This window comes from Mariprofundus sp. NF (genome assembly GCF_013387455.1).
Classification (GTDB): domain Bacteria; phylum Pseudomonadota; class Zetaproteobacteria; order Mariprofundales; family Mariprofundaceae; genus Mariprofundus.
In genome coordinates this window covers 195,205-213,127 of record NZ_VWNC01000004.1, presented here as the reverse complement: position 1 = coordinate 213,127, position 17,923 = coordinate 195,205, and the positions used below count along the sequence as shown (strand labels likewise).

16 protein-coding genes are annotated in these 17,923 nt (G+C 50.5%); 9 read left to right on the top strand and 7 right to left on the bottom strand.

The window, feature by feature from the left end; translation table 11 throughout:
* Positions 1–42 precede the first annotated feature (42 nt).
* Positions 43–492, top strand: a complete 450-nt coding sequence (locus tag F3F96_RS07925) for a hypothetical protein (RefSeq protein WP_176962701.1) — start codon at positions 43–45, stop codon at positions 490–492.
* Here F3F96_RS07925 and F3F96_RS07920 read toward each other — a convergent pair.
* On the bottom strand, positions 485–934 hold the full coding sequence (locus F3F96_RS07920; RefSeq protein ID WP_176962700.1) for a hypothetical protein: 450 nt from the start codon (positions 932–934) through the stop codon (positions 485–487). The genes F3F96_RS07925 and F3F96_RS07920 overlap by 8 nt on opposite strands.
* A complete protein-coding gene (locus F3F96_RS07915; RefSeq protein ID WP_176962699.1) occupies positions 931–2,118 on the bottom strand; it encodes an NAD(P)/FAD-dependent oxidoreductase in 1,188 nt (395 codons plus the stop codon). Before F3F96_RS07915 ends, F3F96_RS07920 begins: the two co-directional genes overlap by 4 nt.
* Positions 2,119–2,260: 142 nt before the next feature.
* On the opposite strand from F3F96_RS07915, the gene F3F96_RS07910 reads away from it, so the two are divergent.
* The 7 genes from F3F96_RS07910 (at position 2,261) to F3F96_RS07880 (ending at position 10,670) form a co-directional block, all read left to right on the top strand.
* Positions 2,261–2,413, top strand: a complete 153-nt coding sequence (locus F3F96_RS07910; RefSeq protein WP_176962698.1) for a hypothetical protein — start codon at positions 2,261–2,263, stop codon at positions 2,411–2,413.
* 223 nt (positions 2,414–2,636) lie between these two features.
* The gene (locus tag F3F96_RS07905; protein ID WP_176962697.1) at positions 2,637–3,554 is read left to right on the top strand and encodes a LysR family transcriptional regulator; all 918 of its coding nucleotides are present in this window, start codon (positions 2,637–2,639) and stop codon (positions 3,552–3,554) included.
* 712 nt (positions 3,555–4,266) lie between these two features.
* Complete coding sequence (locus F3F96_RS07900) at positions 4,267–5,409, top strand: aminotransferase class I/II-fold pyridoxal phosphate-dependent enzyme (protein WP_241697726.1); 1,143 nt, start codon at positions 4,267–4,269, stop codon at positions 5,407–5,409.
* A 110-nt stretch (positions 5,410–5,519) separates the two neighbouring features.
* Positions 5,520–6,071: a cytochrome c gene (locus F3F96_RS07895; protein ID WP_176962696.1), complete on the top strand. Its 552-nt coding sequence runs from the start codon at positions 5,520–5,522 to the stop codon at positions 6,069–6,071.
* A gap of 136 nt (positions 6,072–6,207) precedes the next feature.
* Positions 6,208–8,886, top strand: coding sequence for a preprotein translocase subunit SecA (gene secA, locus F3F96_RS07890; protein WP_176962695.1), 2,679 nt, complete (start codon positions 6,208–6,210; stop codon positions 8,884–8,886).
* 110 nt (positions 8,887–8,996) lie between these two features.
* Complete coding sequence (gene argJ, locus F3F96_RS07885) at positions 8,997–10,220, top strand: bifunctional glutamate N-acetyltransferase/amino-acid acetyltransferase ArgJ (RefSeq protein WP_176962694.1); 1,224 nt, start codon at positions 8,997–8,999, stop codon at positions 10,218–10,220.
* A 54-nt stretch (positions 10,221–10,274) separates the two neighbouring features.
* Positions 10,275–10,670, top strand: coding sequence for an NUDIX domain-containing protein (locus F3F96_RS07880; RefSeq protein ID WP_176962693.1), 396 nt, complete (start codon positions 10,275–10,277; stop codon positions 10,668–10,670).
* Here F3F96_RS07880 and F3F96_RS07875 read toward each other — a convergent pair.
* Positions 10,659–12,806 carry an ATP-binding protein gene (locus F3F96_RS07875; protein ID WP_176962692.1) on the bottom strand — a complete coding sequence of 716 codons (2,148 nt, stop codon included), beginning with the start codon at positions 12,804–12,806 and terminating at the stop codon, positions 10,659–10,661. The two genes, F3F96_RS07880 and F3F96_RS07875, sit on opposite strands and share 12 nt — an antisense overlap.
* A 232-nt stretch (positions 12,807–13,038) precedes the next feature.
* Between F3F96_RS07875 and F3F96_RS07870 the strand changes: the two genes are divergently transcribed.
* Positions 13,039–13,677, top strand: coding sequence for a response regulator transcription factor (locus tag F3F96_RS07870; RefSeq protein ID WP_176962691.1), 639 nt, complete (start codon positions 13,039–13,041; stop codon positions 13,675–13,677).
* A gap of 38 nt (positions 13,678–13,715) precedes the next feature.
* On the opposite strand, the gene F3F96_RS07865 is transcribed toward F3F96_RS07870, so the two are convergent.
* From F3F96_RS07865 to F3F96_RS07850, 4 genes are read right to left on the bottom strand one after another with little or no spacing between them, the layout of a single operon-like run.
* Positions 13,716–14,633 (bottom strand): tyrosine recombinase XerC, encoded by a 918-nt coding sequence (locus F3F96_RS07865; protein WP_241697725.1) that lies wholly within the window; start codon positions 14,631–14,633, stop codon positions 13,716–13,718.
* Positions 14,599–15,708, bottom strand: coding sequence for a DUF484 family protein (locus F3F96_RS07860; RefSeq protein ID WP_176962689.1), 1,110 nt, complete (start codon positions 15,706–15,708; stop codon positions 14,599–14,601). The genes F3F96_RS07865 and F3F96_RS07860 overlap by 35 nt, the downstream gene beginning before the upstream one ends.
* A 10-nt stretch (positions 15,709–15,718) precedes the next feature.
* Complete coding sequence (locus tag F3F96_RS07855; RefSeq protein WP_241697724.1) at positions 15,719–16,975, bottom strand: murein L,D-transpeptidase family protein; 1,257 nt, start codon at positions 16,973–16,975, stop codon at positions 15,719–15,721.
* 10 nt (positions 16,976–16,985) lie between these two features.
* The gene (locus F3F96_RS07850) at positions 16,986–17,912 is read right to left on the bottom strand and encodes a tetratricopeptide repeat protein (RefSeq protein WP_176962687.1); all 927 of its coding nucleotides are present in this window, start codon (positions 17,910–17,912) and stop codon (positions 16,986–16,988) included.
* Positions 17,913–17,923 lie beyond the last annotated feature (11 nt).

Below are 17,923 nucleotides of genomic sequence, written 5' to 3'. Positions count from 1 at the left end.
GTATTGCAGCACGCTGCAGGACTCTTATGAACAGGGTGGCACATGGGCTTTTTCATCCATCATGATCCAGACAAGAATTTTCTACTGACCATCTTCCATGGCCCGGTGAAAGCGAGTGATCTGAGAAATTACACAGCCGAAATCCTTGGTGATCGCTACAGCGATCCGGGAAAAAAACGACTTACCATTCTCTGTGAAAACGCATCTGCCCACCGCCTTGATCACCACGCCGTCTATGCAGCTGGCAAGCAGCTGCAGCAGGCCCGCTTCCGCCCCGATGGCAGGCTCGCTATTGTCGCAAAAAACACCGTTGGCTTCGGCATGGCCAAGATGTATCAACTGGCCAGCGAAGTAGAAGGGCTGGATGAGATCAGGGTATTTCACGGTCACGAGCTTGATTCAGCCATCCAGTGGCTGGGTACCAGCGAGATCACAGATACGATCCTGAAAAGGATTACTGCTTATGAAAAGCCGAGCCTGGAAACTATCTGATCGCTTCGACTCCAGATAAACAGCGCTTTTCAACCATAAAGTAACCATGTGTCGAGGGCTCTTCGCGATAGGTCACAACGATTTGCTGAGTTGAATTGAAGGTCTGGCTACTGCCAAAGATGACGTTCTCCACATGTATCAGCTCAGAGTCCAGCGGGTAGACAAACTCTAGCTGTTGTTCTGACGACCAGCGCACAATCGCATCATAACCATGGCGCATGGCGAAGCTGAACATCGAATCATTAAAGGCTGTAGTGGCCGGACGCACATTCAGGCGGGTCTCGCGATCGATCTCCCGCGCACCATCAGAGACCCTGTATAAGGTGGCAATCAAACTGCCGTCGGGTGATGGGCACTCATACAGCACATCAGCTTTTTCACCCGCACCGCAACCGCTCAACAGAAGCATCAGAGCTGCTGTTAACACTGTTCTGATCATCATTGCGTAAGCCGCTTAAACTCACTCTCCACACGAGCCAGACAATCCTCGACTGCCACACCTTCAAAATAGTTGCCCACCAGCGCCAGCGGCTTGCCAGCGAGCAGCTCATCCACCCTGGCGATCACTGCGCCATGGCCCATATCCGGACTTGGCAGGCGATTGGTTTTGTAAAACACCCGATGCAGTTTCGATGCATCAATCTCCAGAAGAGAGCAGATACGCTCTACCTTCTCACCCTGATCAAGCAGCCCGGGTTTAAAGTGGAATGCCATGCCGCGATATTGCGGATGACCAACAATGTCGCGCGATACCGATGAGTAGAAATCACCGTCAGCAGCGATAATGCCTGCTACCGGCTCAATTGGCAGATCAGCCTTGTTGACCACGATGCCAACCGACTCAATCTCAACCTCAGCCACCCAGGCCAGCTGCTCAGCAATCTCGCTGAAGCTCTCATGCAGAAGCCGGGAAGACGCAAGTACAGGCGTTGCGCAAACCAGTTTGTCGGCAGTGAGCGTTTCATCGTCGATCTCTAGGGAGAAGCCCTCTGTTGCATCGAAAGAGATCGCTTTTACAGCTACCCCTTTCCGACAGCCTACCTGCTTCTCCAGCTCGGAAATAATACGCCCCAACCCTTCCGGGAAGGTGTAGCTGCGCATCACCTCTTTATCGCGTGGCCGTTTACGAAACAGCATCTCCGATGGCACATCATCCGCCTGCTGGCAGAGCACCGCATTAAAGGCGTGGCGGAATACATTCTGGTAGTTCTTCTTGCCGACAATAGCGCTGTAATAATCTGAAATCGATTTCCCCTCTTTCTTCATGGAGAAGATACGCCAACCATTGGCAAAGAGTTCAAAGAAGCTGAGTCGTGAAGGGATTGAGCAGAGTTGATCCTCAGCAAGCATCTTGTAGCGCAGCTTCTCACGTGCAGTGAGTTGATCCATAAGGCCAAGCTGCTCAAGAATTTTCAGCAGGCGGCCATAGGAGTTGAAACAGGTGTGTGTACCCATCTCCAGCCAGAAAGGATTATCGCCATCAACAATGGCGGACTCAAAGCAGCCACCGGCTCGCTCCTCCTTCTCCAGCACCAGCACATTCATACCAGCCTGTTTGGCTTCAAAGGCCATCGCCAGCCCGGAAATCCCGGCGCCAATCACAATCAGATCATATCTATCACTCATGCCGTGACCCTAAGTCAATTGCGCAGACAGGCCAACGCCAAGCATCACACCATTCCAATTTGATTTATCTCAAATATGGTCTATAACAGTAACAACAAATGAAGAGCGCCGGTTCCGGCAGGGGCTTGCGCAAGGGGTGGGTATGTTAAGCGCATGGGTATTGGCAATCACAACAGGGGTAGCTCTACACTTTCTCGGATTCAGTGTGGATGACCTGTTTCTAGGCACCCTGCTCTCCTTCGCCCTCGCGCTGATGCTGCATATCCTCTTCCTGAAAAGAACACAAAAGTATTAAATAGGAAAAGGAATGAGGATTTTAAGAGTCTCGGGGTCAGTTCTTTAGTTTGTACCAGCCCCTTTTGGAAACTACAAAGTAAAGAACTGACCCTCAGTCTCCACTCAGTCTCCCAGTCTCCCCACACTTCTGATCCACATCTTCCTCCTGAAGAGAGAGTTTAAGCATTAGGAACATATAATTAATTATTGATGGCATCCATATTCCACATAGTATATTAGCAATGCCATACTCTAGAGCTGAGAACCTCATCCGACATGTCACGTTGCGACAATTACAAATTTTTGAGGCCGTGATTCGTTTAGGCGGATACACCCGCGCAGCTGAAGCATTGCATTTAACGCAACCCACAGTCTCCATGCAAATCAAAAAACTGAGTGAATCACTTGGAACCCCTCTGATAGAGCAAGTTGGACGGCATGTTCAGCCTACCTTCGCAGGTAAAGAAGTTTATGCCACCACTCAAGTCATTCTCGAAAAAATGGTGGAGTTGGGTGATTCAATATCTGAGCAAAATGGGTTGATCAAAGGTGAATTGCGCATCGCATGTATCACCTCAGCAAAATACTTTATTCCGCATCTTCTGGCTGCCTTCATTGGGCAGCATCCTGACGTTAAACCACAACTGACGGTAACCAATCGAGAGACAGTATTAAAACGCTTCAAAGCTAACGAAGATGATTTAATGATTGTCGGACAGATGCCCAACAACCTTATCGTTAAAGCTTACCCCATGCTGGATCACGAATTGGTTGCCGTTGCATCGCCAGATCATCCGTTATGCAAAAAAAAGAAGATCTCTCTCAAGGAGTTGAGTCAGGAACGCTTTCTCATGCGCGAACGAGGATCCGGAACTCGACAGGCTGTAGAGAAGCTGTTTGCAGAACATGATCTAATAGTTAATCAACACATGGAATTGGATAGTAGTGAAGCCATTAAGCAGGCCGTAATGGCAAAGCTAGGGATATCAGTTTTATCGAACTTTAACTTACGACTGGAATTGGCTGGAAATCATCTCGCTATACTCGATGTGGAAGGCTTCCCTCTGAATCGTAAATGGTACGCCGTTCACTCGAAAGAAAAGAAGCTTTCACTTCTTACGCGCACCTTTTTGAACTTTCTATTGCATAGCAAATTTTAAAATCTGGCAACTCTTCCAACCGCACATGAAGTTATTGTTGTCAGCCTGAGAGAACACCCACTCTATTTCTGCTGATATTTGTATAATATATAATTTAACTCATCACATTAGAAATAGATCTTCATCTATGGTGCATATAAAAAACATCTATTTCTATTTATGATTATATTTCTGTAAAGTGAGCCACAGAAGAAGTGAGATCATTGGTTAAGGAGGTACAAAATGAAAAACTCATCATCATGGATTTCCGATATTAAAACGGTTGTATTGGGTAGTACCGCAACAGCAGCAGCCCTTTATGCCATGGTCGTCCTTTAATGCATGCATAAACAAAGAATGTTTTGTCTATAAAGCGAACCACAGAAGCAATTAGATCATTACCTAAGGAGGTACAAAATGAAAAACTCATCATCATGGATTTCCGATATTAAAACAGTTGTATTGGGTAGTAGCGCAACAGCTGCAGCCCTTTATGCCATGGTCGTCCTTTAATGCATGGCATAAACAAAGAGCAATAGCCCCGTTCCTAACGGGGCTATTTTTTTATAGCAGGCATGTCTCAGAAACCTTTCTTGGTTTTAATCACCAGCTTCAAATATTTTTCTTACAATGTGGTCTACTTCAATTTAAAAGTAATAATTAGTGATTCTTATTCGAAGGCTGAATAAGCAACCCCATAGCGCTGATGAATCGGGCAAGTTAAGCTGCTGGCATGCGACGCATTGATCAGATTGAACCGTTTCGGGTGATGCAGCTCTTAGAGCGTGCCAAGGAGCTTGAAGCAGAAGGGAAGAAGATCATCCATATGGAGATCGGCGAGCCTGACTTTCCAACCCCTGCTTCGGTGATCGAAGCGGCGAAGGTTGCACTGGATAGCGGTGACAACTTCTATACTCCGTCTACCGGAAGTCCTGTTCTGCAAAAAGCACTGAGTGAGTGGTATCAGGAGGAGTACGGACTCTCCGTTGCGCCTGAGCGTATCCTGATTACCCCCGGCACGTCCGGTGCTTTCAGCCTGATCTATGCGGCCCTGCTAGAGGCGGGGGAATCGGTACTGCTCTCTGATCCCGGTTACCCATGCCAGCGTAATTTTATCCGGCTTACCGGTGCGGAACCACTCAATATCCCGGTCGGGCCTGAAACACGCTACCACCTCTCTGCCGAACTGATTGAGAAGCACTGGCAAGAGGGCACACGTGCTGCCGTGGTGATTAACCCCTCTAATCCGACCGGCACATTGATTGAAGATGGTGAACTGAAAGCGGTTGCAGAGAGCTGCCGCAGGCTCGGTGGCTACCTGATCTCCGATGAGATTTACCACGGGCTGACCTATGGAGCCAAAGCGCGCTGTGCGCTGGAGTTCGATGAAAACACCATCATCGTTAACGGCTTCTCCAAACGCTGGGCGATGACCGGCTGGCGTATCGGCTGGGTGATTGTGCCGGATGAGCTGATCGACGGCTGCCGCCGGGTGATGCAGAATATCTTTATCGCTGCCCCCACCCTCTCCCAGTATGCAGCTACGGCCGCACTGCAAAACAGCGATGATATTGAGGCCATGCGACTGGCTTATGGTAAGCGTCGAAGTTACCTGCTGCAGGAGCTACCCAAACTCGGTTTCAATATTGTTATTGAACCGCAGGGGGCATTTTATATCTATGCCGATGTCAGCAGCATCACCGATGATTCGCGCGCATTCTGCTGGCAGATGCTTGAGGAGGCAGGGGTAGCGATCACACCGGGGGAGGATTTTGGCAGCTACAAATCCACGCAACATCTGCGCTTCTCCTACGCCACAAGCATGGATGACATTCGCGAAGGCATTGCAAGAATTCGTCAGTTTTTATCGCTTTAAGCTAATTTTTCCACGAAATGTCACCATTTTAGAGAGAATATAGCGATTAACACTTGTATCTTCTCCATTTTCAACGTTAGTGTGGTCACGGATTATCTGGGGAGGTGATCATGCTTAAAACATCCGTTCGACTTCTTATCACGCTACTGGCTCTGCTGCCTGCACAGCTTGCTTGTGCCGATGCGAGCAAGAAGATGCAGGTCTGCCTCGGTTGCCATGGCACTGATACCAGCTCATCTCCTGAATATCCCAACCTCGCCGGACAGAATGCCAAATACATCTTCAATCAGGTGCAGAACTTTAAAAACGGCACACGCGATGATTTCACCATGACCATGATGGTTGAAGCGGTCAGCGATGACGACATTAAAATCATCTCCGCTGAGTATGCCAAGATCACCCCAAAAAAGAACAGGACCGATGCCAAGCTGGCTGCCAAAGGTAAGCTGATTTACGATGAGGTCTGTATTGCCTGCCATGGTGCAACAGGCACGGGTGATGAGAATATTGCCCGGCTGGCCAGCCAGAAATCCCTCTATATCGTCAAACAGCTGCAAGCCTTTAAGAGTGGTGCACGCAAAAATGATACCATGCCGGATGTTGCAGCTGAGCTGAGTGAAGATGATATGAAAGCCGTTGCGGAGTATATCTCCGGCCTCTGAGCCACAATTCAAGCGCTATCTGACGCTTTTATTCCCCTATTCGCTTAGACTTTGCCATAGTCAGTGTTATGCTGCGCATCCCTGATGCCTGCCGGAAACGGCACTGCATCGAGATTCAATCGGAGTACACATCATCATGTTTAAAGTCCTGACCAAGCTGTTCGGTAGCCGCAATGACCGTTTATTAAAAGAACTGTGGCCTATGTCCGTGCAGATCAACGCGCTGGAAGCTGATATGCAGGCTCTCTCTGATGAAGAGCTGGCCGCCAAAACCGTTGAATTTCGCCAGCGTCTCGCAGATGGCGCCACGGTTGATGACCTGCTTTTTGAAGCCTTTGCCGTGGTTCGTGAAGCCTCAGTGCGCACACTCGGGCTGCGTCATTTCGACGCCCAGCTGATCGGCGGTATTATCCTGCATCAGGGTAAGATTGCCGAGATGAAGACCGGTGAGGGTAAAACCCTGACCGCAACACTCGCCATCTACCTCAACGCCCTGCCGGGTAAAGGTGCGCATGTGATCACTGTGAATGACTATCTGGCCAGTCGTGATGCTGAGATGATGGGCAAGCTCTATGGTTTCCTTGGTCTGACTACCGGTGTCATCGTGCATGGCATCAGCAATGAGGAGCGTCAGGCCGCTTATGGCTGTGATATCACCTACGGCACCAACAATGAATTCGGATTTGACTACCTGCGTGACAACATGGCTTTTGCCTCTGAAGAGCTGGTTCAGCGCGGTCACCACTACGCTATTGTCGATGAGGTCGATTCCATCCTGATCGATGAGGCGCGTACGCCTCTGATCATCTCCGGCCCGGCCGAGCAGGCCACCGAGCTCTATAATCAGGCTGATGCCCTGATCAAACAGCTCAATGAAGAAGATTATGAGAAAGATGAAAAAGATAAAGCCGTCTCCTACACCGAGATCGGTAACGATCATGTTGAGCAGCTATTCCGTGATGATGGCCTGCTGACCAACGGCAGTCTCTACGATCCTGAAAATGTAAATCTGATGCATGCCGCCACACAGGCACTGCGGGCCAACACCCTGTTCACCCGTGAATCCGACTACATCGTGCGCAACGATGAGGTGATCATCATTGATGAGTTCACCGGTCGTATGATGCCAGGCCGCCGCTACTCCGATGGCCTGCATCAGGCACTGGAAGCCAAAGAGGGGGTCACTGTTCAGCCTGAGAACCAGACGCTTGCCTCAATCACCTTCCAGAACTACTTCCGTATGTATGGCAAGCTGGCCGGCATGACCGGTACCGCCGATACTGAAGCTGAAGAGTTCGAGAAGATCTACAAGTTGGAAGTGGTCATTGTTCCGACCAATAAAGATATGATCCGTAACGATGTTGCCGATGTGATCTATCGTGATGAAGAGGACAAATTCGAAGCCATCGTCAGCGATATCGAGGTTGTGCATAAAGAGGGTGTACCGCTGCTGGTGGGTACCATTTCGATTGAAAAATCAGAGTATCTCTCCGAAGAGCTGAAGAAAAAGGGCATCAAACATGAGGTGCTCAACGCCAAACATCACGAACGTGAGGCGGAGATCGTATCTCAGGCCGGACGTAAAGGCGCGGTAACCATCGCCACCAACATGGCAGGCCGTGGTACCGATATCATGCTCGGTGGTAATCCGGATATGCTGATTGCCCAGTTGCCTGACAAACTCAGCGATGAAGAGCGCGCGGCCAAAGCCGAGGAGATCAAAGCGACCTGCCTGGCAGAGCATATCGAGGTTGTAGCACTTGGTGGCCTGCATATTCTCGGTACCGAACGCCATGAATCACGCCGTATCGATAACCAGCTGCGTGGCCGTTCCGGTCGTCAGGGTGACCCGGGCACAACCCGCTTCTACCTCTCCCTTGAAGATGATCTGATGCGTATCTTCGGCGGTGAGAAGATGCAGGCGATGCTGACCAAGATGGGCTTTGAGAAGGGCGAAGCGATTGAGCACCCATGGGTAACCAAAGCCATTGAGAACTCACAGAAGAAGGTGGAAGGTCGCAACTTCGATATTCGTAAGCAGCTGCTCGAATATGATGATGTGATGAATCAGCAGCGTGATGTGGTCTACTCCCAGCGCCGCGAACTACTCAGTGCTGATGATGTGCATGATGTGATTGATGATATGCAGGCCGATATTGCAAGACGCCTTGTCGCCGAATTTTTGCAGGGGCATCCGGAAGAGTGGCACATGGATGAGCTGCAAGAAGCGTTGATGGAGCGCCTGACTGTAGATGGCGATCCGAAAGAGTGGCTCTCACACGACGATGTTGAAACATCTGAAGATATGGATGGCAAGATTAAAAATGCACTGAAAGAGCATATGGCCGCCAAAGAGGAGACCACCGGAGCCGAGCAGATGCGCGGCTTTGAGAAGTATCTGGTACTACAGATCCTCGACCATCACTGGAAAGAGCATCTGCTGGCGATGGATCACCTGCGCCAGAGTGTCGGCCTGCGTGGTTACGCCCAGAAACAGCCGATTCAGGAGTACAAACGCGAATCGTTTGAGCTCTTTGAAACAATGCTGGATAAGGTGCGCGAGCAGACCATGATCGCTCTGCACAGTGTTGAGGTGGAGAAGCCGACCCCTGTCGTTGAACAGGAAGAGACTGCTGCACCCCTGATCGAGCCGCAACGTGAAGCGACACCGGTGAGTTACAACCACGGCGAAGCTCAGGAAGCCGAAGAGGTCTCACACACCTACAAACGCGACCACCCTAAGGTTGGCCGTAACGATCCGTGTCCATGTGGTTCAGGCAAGAAATACAAGCAGTGCCACGGCAAACACGCCTGATTTGAATTGGTGTCCGGTATTTTTATCTGACATCTTGAAGTGAAGTCAGACGATGCATTCAACCGTCCGGCTTAATAATAGAGTCCATGTTTGGACGAGGAACAGCGCTTATGCCAGTTAATCAGCCTGAGCTATCACCACCCCTGCCAGTGCCCGGCTTCAGAGTCGGCACTGCCTCCTGCGGCGTCAAATCAGCAGAACTCAAAGGTAAACGTCAGGATCTGACGCTGATCGTCTCCGATGTCGATTGTCATGCTGCCGGCGTATTTACCCGGAACCGCTTTCGTGCCGCCTGTGTACGCCAGGGCGAGCAGACGCTGGCAAGCCATGCCGAGAAAGTGCGTGCTATTGTTGCCAATGCCGGTAACGCCAATGCAGGACTTGGCGAGATGGAGACCATCTGGGGCAAACAGCTTATTGAGTCCGGCGCAGCCGCTGCAGGTGTGGATGCAGCGTGCGTACTCTCCGCCTCAACCGGCGTGATCGGCACACCGTTCCCTATCGATCGCATACAGGCCAATATGTTTGAAGCTGCCGACTCCCTTACAGCCGACAACTGGCAGGCTGCGGCCAATGCCATCCGCACTACCGACACCTTTGCCAAATGGTCATCTGCGCAGATTGAGATCGATGGCAACAGCTATACACTGACCGGTATCGCTAAAGGCAGCGGCATGATTCATCCGAACATGGCCACCATGCTCGGTTTTGTTGCTACCGATGCCCCTATCTCCGCAGCGGCGTTGCAGCCGATGCTCAAACGCGTCGCCAACCGCTCGTTCAACTGCATCAGTGTTGATGGTGACACCTCAACCAACGACACCCTCTATGTTCTCTCATCCGGTATCGGTCTTGGCCATGCCCCTCTCTCTGATTCAGCCCTGTTTGAACAGGCGCTGACTGAGCTATGCATTGAGCTGGCTCAACAGATTGTGCGTGATGGCGAAGGCGTATCTAAATTTGTCACTATCGAGGTTAGCGGTGCTGCTACGGAAGAGGATGCCCGCACTGTTGGCCGTGCTGTTGCTGTCTCGCCACTGGTGAAAACAGCCTTTGCCGGATCTGATGCCAACTGGGGACGTATCCTCTCTGCCGTGGGTAACTCCGGTGTAGCGATCGACACCAACGCCATCACCCTATCAGCCGATGATCTGCTGATGTTTGAAAAGGGTAACCTGCATCCGGATTACAAGGACGAAGAGGGCATGGCGATCTTTAGCAATGATGAGTTCACCATCTCACTTGATCTCGGCATGGGCGACGCATCCGCCACAGTCTGGACGGGTGACCTAACCCATGAATATATCGTCATCAATGCCGAGTATCGCACCTGATTTGTTCGATCCGCAAAAGCCATTGCTTCATGCCATCCATAACGGGATAGATTGATGAAGTCTCAAGCCATTGCTCTTGTTGTCTCATTCGATGCTGACGGCAATCTTCTACTACTGAAGCGAAACAGAGATACACACTGCGGTGACCTGTGGTCATTCCCCGGCGGTAAGATTGAGACGGGTGAATCGCCCAAAATATCTGCCAAACGTGAGCTTCTTGAGGAGACAGGGCTGGAAGGAGATGACTGGAAGTTCCTTGGTGATTCCACCTTTGAATACCCTGACCGCCTGCTCCATTTTTTCCTCTTCAGCTGCCAATGTGATGACCTGGAATCCCTGTCCTGTGAATCCAGCTATACCTGGGTAAAGGTCGGCAAGCTGGTCGATTACCCGATGCCGGAAGCCAACAGAGCACTGCTACAAATGATCCAGACAACGCTAAAGGGCTAACTTATTGAGCCGGTCATGAATCACCTGACTCAGGACAGAAGATTTGCATGGTTTGTAAATCACGGGTGCATCTATAGAGCCGACATTACTCTCAAGCGTATCATGTTTATCGTAACCCGTAGCAAAAATGATCCTGGTTTCAGGCTTCAGAGACAGTATCTGTTTTGCAGTATCCACACCTGTCAGACCCGGCATCACTAAATCCAAAATGACGACATCTACCTCATCGACATGTTTTTCGAATAGATGCACTGCCTCAAGACCATCGTTGGCGATGATACTTCTATAACCAAATGACTCTACAACCCTTCCCTGCGTCGCCAGAAGTGTCGAATCGTCATCAGCAATTAATATCAACTCGCCATGCCCTTGTATCACCTCGTCATCTACTGCTTTGATCTCTTCCTGCCTTTCAAACTCGAGAGGGAGATAGATACGGAACTCTGTTCCCCTGCCAACCTCACTATCAACAATCAGACTACCTCCAGCCTGCTTGATAGCACCATAAGCCATGGATAGCCCGAGTCCGGTTCCCTCATCAACCGGCTTGGTGGTAAAGAAGGGGTCAAATATCTTATCAGCGATCTCTTTTGGCATACCGCAACCATTATCCCTTACTGAGAGGCAGATATGCCTCTCCTCCTCTATCTCAGGCTTCAAACGCAGCAGAGAATCTTTACTGTTAAATATTTGTACTTTTAACGTAATCTGCGGGTTCTTCACGCCCTTCAGGGCATATTGAGCATTATTGATCAGATTGATCAGAATCTGTTGCACCTGTGACTCATTCCAATAGACATAGAGATCATTCTCACTGGGAATAAATTCCAATTGAATTGAGGCAGGGATCATTGAGCCTGCCATCAAACAGCTCTTTTGAAGGCATTGATTCAACTCAATGGAATCCATCAACACTGTATCCTGACGCGCGTAACTCAGGATCTGCCGAATGTGTGTCGCAGCACTGTCACAGATCTCCTCAATGGCTGTAATGTTTCTGCGCGAATCCTTGCCCAGATTGGGCTCGCCTTTGTCTAACAGATATATATTACCGGTAATGCCTGCCAGAGCATTATTAAAATCATGGGCTATACCACCGGCAAGCGTGCCAAGCGCTTCCAGTTTCTGAGCTTTATAAAAACTCTCTTCCAGTCGCTTGTACTCACTCACATCAGACTGATTGGCCACATAGTGGGTAGTCTCTCCGGCAGCATCAACAATGGGGGCAATGGTCATCAGAGCCGGATATAACGTGCCATCTTTTCTGCGGTTGATCAGTTCTCCCTGCCAGACCATGCCGCTGGTGATCGTAGACCACAAAGATTCATAAAATGAACGCTCCTGCTTACCACTGCTTAACATATTGGGATTATTACCAAGCGTCTCTTCCGCTGAATAACCGGTCATGCGGCAAAAGGCATCATTTACAAACTCAATGACCCCATCTCTACTGGCAATGATTGCCGCCTCGCCAGAGTGTTCCAGTGCCTGCGAAAGCCTGGTCGACTGTTGCAGCGCCAAGATCTGACCCTTCTGGCTACGGTTAAGCATCAACAGCAGCAGCGTAAACAGCAACAGAGTCAGACCAAATAACACCATGAATATATTGCGTTGCTTCTCCATACTGACGGCAACACCTTCATGCACCTGTTCATCTAACTGACTGGCAACTGTTTCTGTTGATGCGAAGAGGTGATCATGCACGAAATCCTCATCGGCATCCCGATTCAGAATTTCAGCGTTCGTTTCAAGATAGCTGGATAAAAAATCAACGTGCCATTTCAGATTCATTATCGATTCATATGAGAGGTGTTCAACAGAGATATTGCCAGAGATGCGCCCCATCTTAGCCTGCTCTCCCTGCAAAAAGGTGGCGCTCTTATTGATTCTTTCCAGCAATGCGACAACAAAGGACACATCAAGAGATAACGGATCCACCTCTGTCTCTTCATGTATCAGATAGTGAGCCTGAGATAACTCCACCCTGAACTGCATCACCTTATCAACCAGCAGCGTACTATTTTTTAATAGCTGCTGCCCCGACTGATGGGTCCAGGCCAGCATCAGCAGGGTCGCAATCAGCAACCCCGCCAAAGCTACAACAGGCCTGTTGTTGACCATAGCTGTCACACTCATCTTGCCATCTCAACAAACTTCACTTGATTCAAAATCAAGATGTTCATCACCACCTCTCGTATAAGATATTATCTTATTTAAGACCACTGACTACATTAAGTGAATAGGAGTAATTCCCGAATTCATCAGGCCTGCTTCTTATTGTGGGGATTGGCACGCATACTGCTGCGAAACATACTCATCCATTTCAGGGCAACGCTGCTATAATAGAAGCAGCAGGAGTTTAAGGCTTATGAAGATTCAGCTGATCAGCGAGACAACCTTGATTCACGATGGTTTGCTCTGTCTGCTGGATAGTGAAGAGGATCTAAGTGTCATAACACCACAAGTAAAATGCTCTCCGCCAAGCTGTTATCAGAGCTGCCACTCAGATGAGACCGATCTGATTGTCATCGATACCACCTCCGGAAAATACAGCTGCATTGATTGTATCCGTCAAGTCACCAGACGCCATCCCGATGTTAAAATCCTGGTGATTATCTGGCGAGAGCAGTTCACGCTGGTTAATGAGGCACTTCACAATGGTGCTAAAGGGGTACTATCAATGGAGGCGAATCAGGCTCTGCTGACTCAGGCCATACGAGAAGTTGCTGCGGGCCAACAGTTCATCGATCCATCCCTGCAGCAGGCGCTGGCTGAGGTGCCTTATCAGCAGATGATCAATCCATTTGATATTCTTTCAGAAAGAGAGAAAACGGTTCTGCAGTTAATCCTGAAAGGTAACAATACCGAAGAGTGCGCGACCCGACTTCATATCAGCAAAAAAACAGTTGCCAACCACCGCACCCAGATAAATAAAAAAATGGCTGTGCATGATCTGGGTCAGCTTACCCGGCTGGCGATACGTCATAATTTGATAAAACCTGTCTAATACAATCACTATCTGAATGCCTGAACATCTGAACCCGCTTACTGCGGCTTTTTTCTGGCTCGGGGATGGGTCTGATCATAAACCTCGGTGAGTTTGGCAATATCGAGATGGGTATAGCGCTCGGTGGTAGCAAGGGAGGCGTGGCCTAACAGCTCCTGAATGGCGCGCAGGTCGACACCACCTGCCAGTAGATGGGTAGCAAAGGAGTGGCGCAATCGATGCGGTGTCACTGAGATATCTGCCCCATTCTCCAGAGCCCGGTCTTTAAGCATGCGCTGTACGCTGCGCACAGAGAGGCGCTTGCCAAAACGATTGAGAAATACCGCGGGCTCTTCTGCTGCAGCGCTGCGCTCTGCAAGGTAGGCCTGCACATAGTCAACCGCCCCCTCCGGAAGCGGAACAATGCGCTCCTTGCGACCCTTACCGAACACACGCAGTTCAAATTGAAGCAGATCAACATCGTGCAGATTCAGACCCACCACTTCAGAGACACGCAGGCCACAGCCGTACATCACAGCCAGCAGTGCCAGATCACGCAGTTCGCTGCTGCGGTCACTGCTCTGCATCAGAGCGGCTGTCTGCTCCGGAGGCAGTGTACGGGGAAGTCGTTTCGGCTGCTTGGGCGGGCGCACTCCTGCTGCAACATTGGTTTTGCACCAGTGGGCCTGCACCGCTGCATCAAAGAAGCTGGAGAGGGCAGAGAGGCGTCTGGCAAGTGTCGAAGCGGCAAGGCCTGCAGCGTGGCCACTGACCAACCAGTCCTGTACCTGCATGCGAGTGATCTGGTTTAGTGGCAGATCACCAGAGAAATCTATAAAGCGGGAGAGATCGCGCCGGTAGGCGGCGATGGTATGTTCAGATGCCAGTCGAACATCGGCCATCTCATGCAGAAATCGTTCGACCGCCTCTTGCAGAGCCGGATTAGTTTGCAGCTGAATCGGAGTCGGCGACTTCAAAGCGGTTGCCGCCCAGTGCCTTGGCGACATACATCGCCTGATCAGCCAGTGCGATCAGCTGTTTGACTGCCATATCCTGATCGGCAGCTGAGAAAGCAACACCGATACTGATGCTGATCGCTTCACCCTCCAGTAGTGTGCTGGCAGCAACCTCAGCAACGGCCTTTTCAGCAATTTCACGTGCCTTGGCTTCTGAGCAACCGGGCAGCAGCAGAACAAACTCATCACCACCCATACGAATCAGTGGATCATTGGATCGCACATGCTGGCGCAGCGCCTGACTAACCATGCTCAGCACCGCATCCCCGGACTCATGACCCAGTCGATCATTCAAACCTTTAAAGTGATCAACATCCGCATAGAGGCAGGCGACTTTGGTCTGACCGAACCATTGTGAAAGGGGCTGGTGGCTGTGGGGCTGCAGAAAACGGCGATTATGGCTGCCGGTCAACGTATCAGTGACCGAGAGGCGGGCCAGATGTTCACGTGCTACGGCATGCTCCAGTGTTAACCCCACCACCTGAGCCAGATGCTGCAGAAAATCACTGCTCTGATCGGGGGCAAAGCGATCGCGATCAATGGAACCGACACCCAGCACACCAAACGGTTTCTCCGGATCACCCAACGGCAACAGTGCAATCGAACCGAGATGCTGATCCTGCGAATCGAGCCAATCAAAAGCGTTATCGGCAGAGAGTTGAATCAACCAGGCCGGTTTACGACCAATGCCCATCTGCCTGATCTCATCCTTCTCCACCCAGACCAGATCACGCTCAGAGAGAGAATCGAGCTTATGACCACCGATAAAGCTGGAGCGATCAAGCCAGAAGCGGACAAAATCGAGTTCAAAACCCGAACGCAGGCCACGTAAGAGAGTAAAACAGAGATCTTCGGGATCGGTGGATTTGAGTACCTGCGATTCCAGCTCAAACATGCGCGAGAAGAGTCGCTCATTCTGGCGCAGGCGCTGCATTACATCCGCAACATAACCTTTGAGCTCCCGATTCTCATCGGCCAACTGCTGAAAGCGCCGCGTAGAGAGATCCTCCACTTTGGACACAGGCTTCTCACTCATCGCTTCCCTCTCATCGCTTCAGGCTCTCCTCCAGCAAAATTTTCCATGGGCTGGTTTTGGAGTCACGCGCCAGATAGAGGCGTTTTCGGCCCTGGTCTGCATAATTACTGGAGCGATACGACTGATCAAACTCAGCCAGCACCACCTCACCCTCAGGCCAGCGTGTAGGGTCACGCATCAGTGTGAAATTGGTGAATTTCACCTCTACAAATGCTTTATTGGCATTGACCCGTCGCTTGTATGATTTCCAGGCTTTGAGATCACGTTTTCCGGAACGGAAATCCTGATGATAGTGCGAGAGATAGGCCTCACTATCGAGTGATGCCCAATCCTGTTGCCAGGCTTTGATATCCCGTTGCACAGAATTCAGCAGCGTCTGTTTATCCAGATCACGGTCAAATTCGAAATTCTCTCCGGCAATCACCCAACTTCGCTTCAGCTTCACCAGCCTGGCAATCTTTGTCAGGCTGGTGTTAGAGAGCGAAAAACAGCCGCGTGTATCCTGGGGCGGGCGACGACTCACATCCATCGGGTAACCATGCAGCCAGATGCCGTAACCATCTTTGTTGTGCAGCTTGTCCAGTTCGTTGGGGTAATCAATCGGGAAAGCGACCGGCCCATAGCGGGACTCCAGCTCTTTGCCCTGCAGTTTTTTAATGAAGCGGTAGATACCATTGGGTGTTTTACCATCACCCTGACGCTGCTTATCCCCCGCCACAGAACCTGTAACCACATACTCATCGGCGACTTTCTTTAACTGCCCATCTGCATCCGGCTGATAGATATAGAGACGGTTACGTGCCTTATCGAACATGAAAACATTTTCCACATCCGGTCCGGTCAGCAAAATATCGAGGGGACTGCCTGAAACCTCATTAACCTTATCAATAAAGGAGTTCAGCCGGGCATCGGCCTCACCAAGGCCACGATTGAGATCCGCTGAGGCCAGCATCTCTCCCTGACCTATATTGTCAGCAAAACTGCCTGCCTCACGCATGGCATGGATCGCCTGCTGCCGATGCGCTTCGGCTTCAAGCAGCGCAACCAGCGGGTCCCTGCTTTTTGCTGAATCCAGCAGCACAAGCGCTTCACTGGGGTGATCGCCTTTCAGGGCTGCAGTTGCCTGCAGAATGGTACGCTCCTGATGGGAGAGGTTCTGAACCGCCGAGTGGCTGCCCTCTTTGAGAATTTTCGAGGCATAAGCCAGTTGATCGGGTTCAGTCTGAGCTGCCATCGGCATGGCCAACAGGCTAGCGAGCAGAAGCATACAAAAAAGATTAATTTGAGATTTCATGCGCAATTTTCCAGCTCTCTCCGACCTTCTTCAGCAGCAGCTCTTTCCGGTTACTGCTCTGGAACGAGTCAGCGACAAAATTCTGCAAAAATACGGCCTTGATCTCTCCGGGCGCAATTTCACTTACCACGATGTTGTTGATGCTGACATTAATAAAGCTGCGCTTGCTGATCACCGCTCGCTTATAGACTTTCCACTCTTCAAGTGAATCGAAGTTAGTTCCGGGATCAAAATCGGCGGCGTAGGAGGCGAAATAGGCATCAAGATTGCGACTACTCCAGGCACTACGCCAGACCTCGATGGCATCCAGTGCCTGCTCAGAGGGGGAGGATACAACAGCCGGGCTTTCAACCTTCTCAGCTTTTTTATCCACAACCAATCTTTCCGTCGTGGTCTGTTTCACTGTCGCAGGCTTGCGAATACGCAGCAGGTTCTCATAACGGTTCCTGAGCTGAGCATTCTCTTGCTTGGAGAGTGCATCTTTATACGCCCGCGCCGCAAGTTTGACATACAGGTCACCGATATTCTCATGGGCGGTGACATAATCAGGATTAAGTTTGAGCGATGCCTCCAGCTCCCTGACCGCCGCAGTCAGGTTGCCCATCTCATTATAGATCACAGCCAGATTATTATGCGGTTCAGCAAGTTCAGGCTGCAGTTGAGCAACTTTACCAAAGGCGGCAATGGCATCATCGAAATGACGCTTTCGTGCCTGTGTCACGCCCAGCAGAAACCAGGCCTGATACTCATCGGGGGACTCTTCGACTGCGCGTTTGAGCATACTGATTGCGGCAAGATCTTTGCCCTGAGCAATGAGCGCTTCAGCCTTGGCAAGGCTCGACGCATCAGCCGTGGAAATCGCTGGTGCAACAACAAGCAGCAGCGCAAATATCAGAGGTTTCAGTAGCATGCGAACATCGT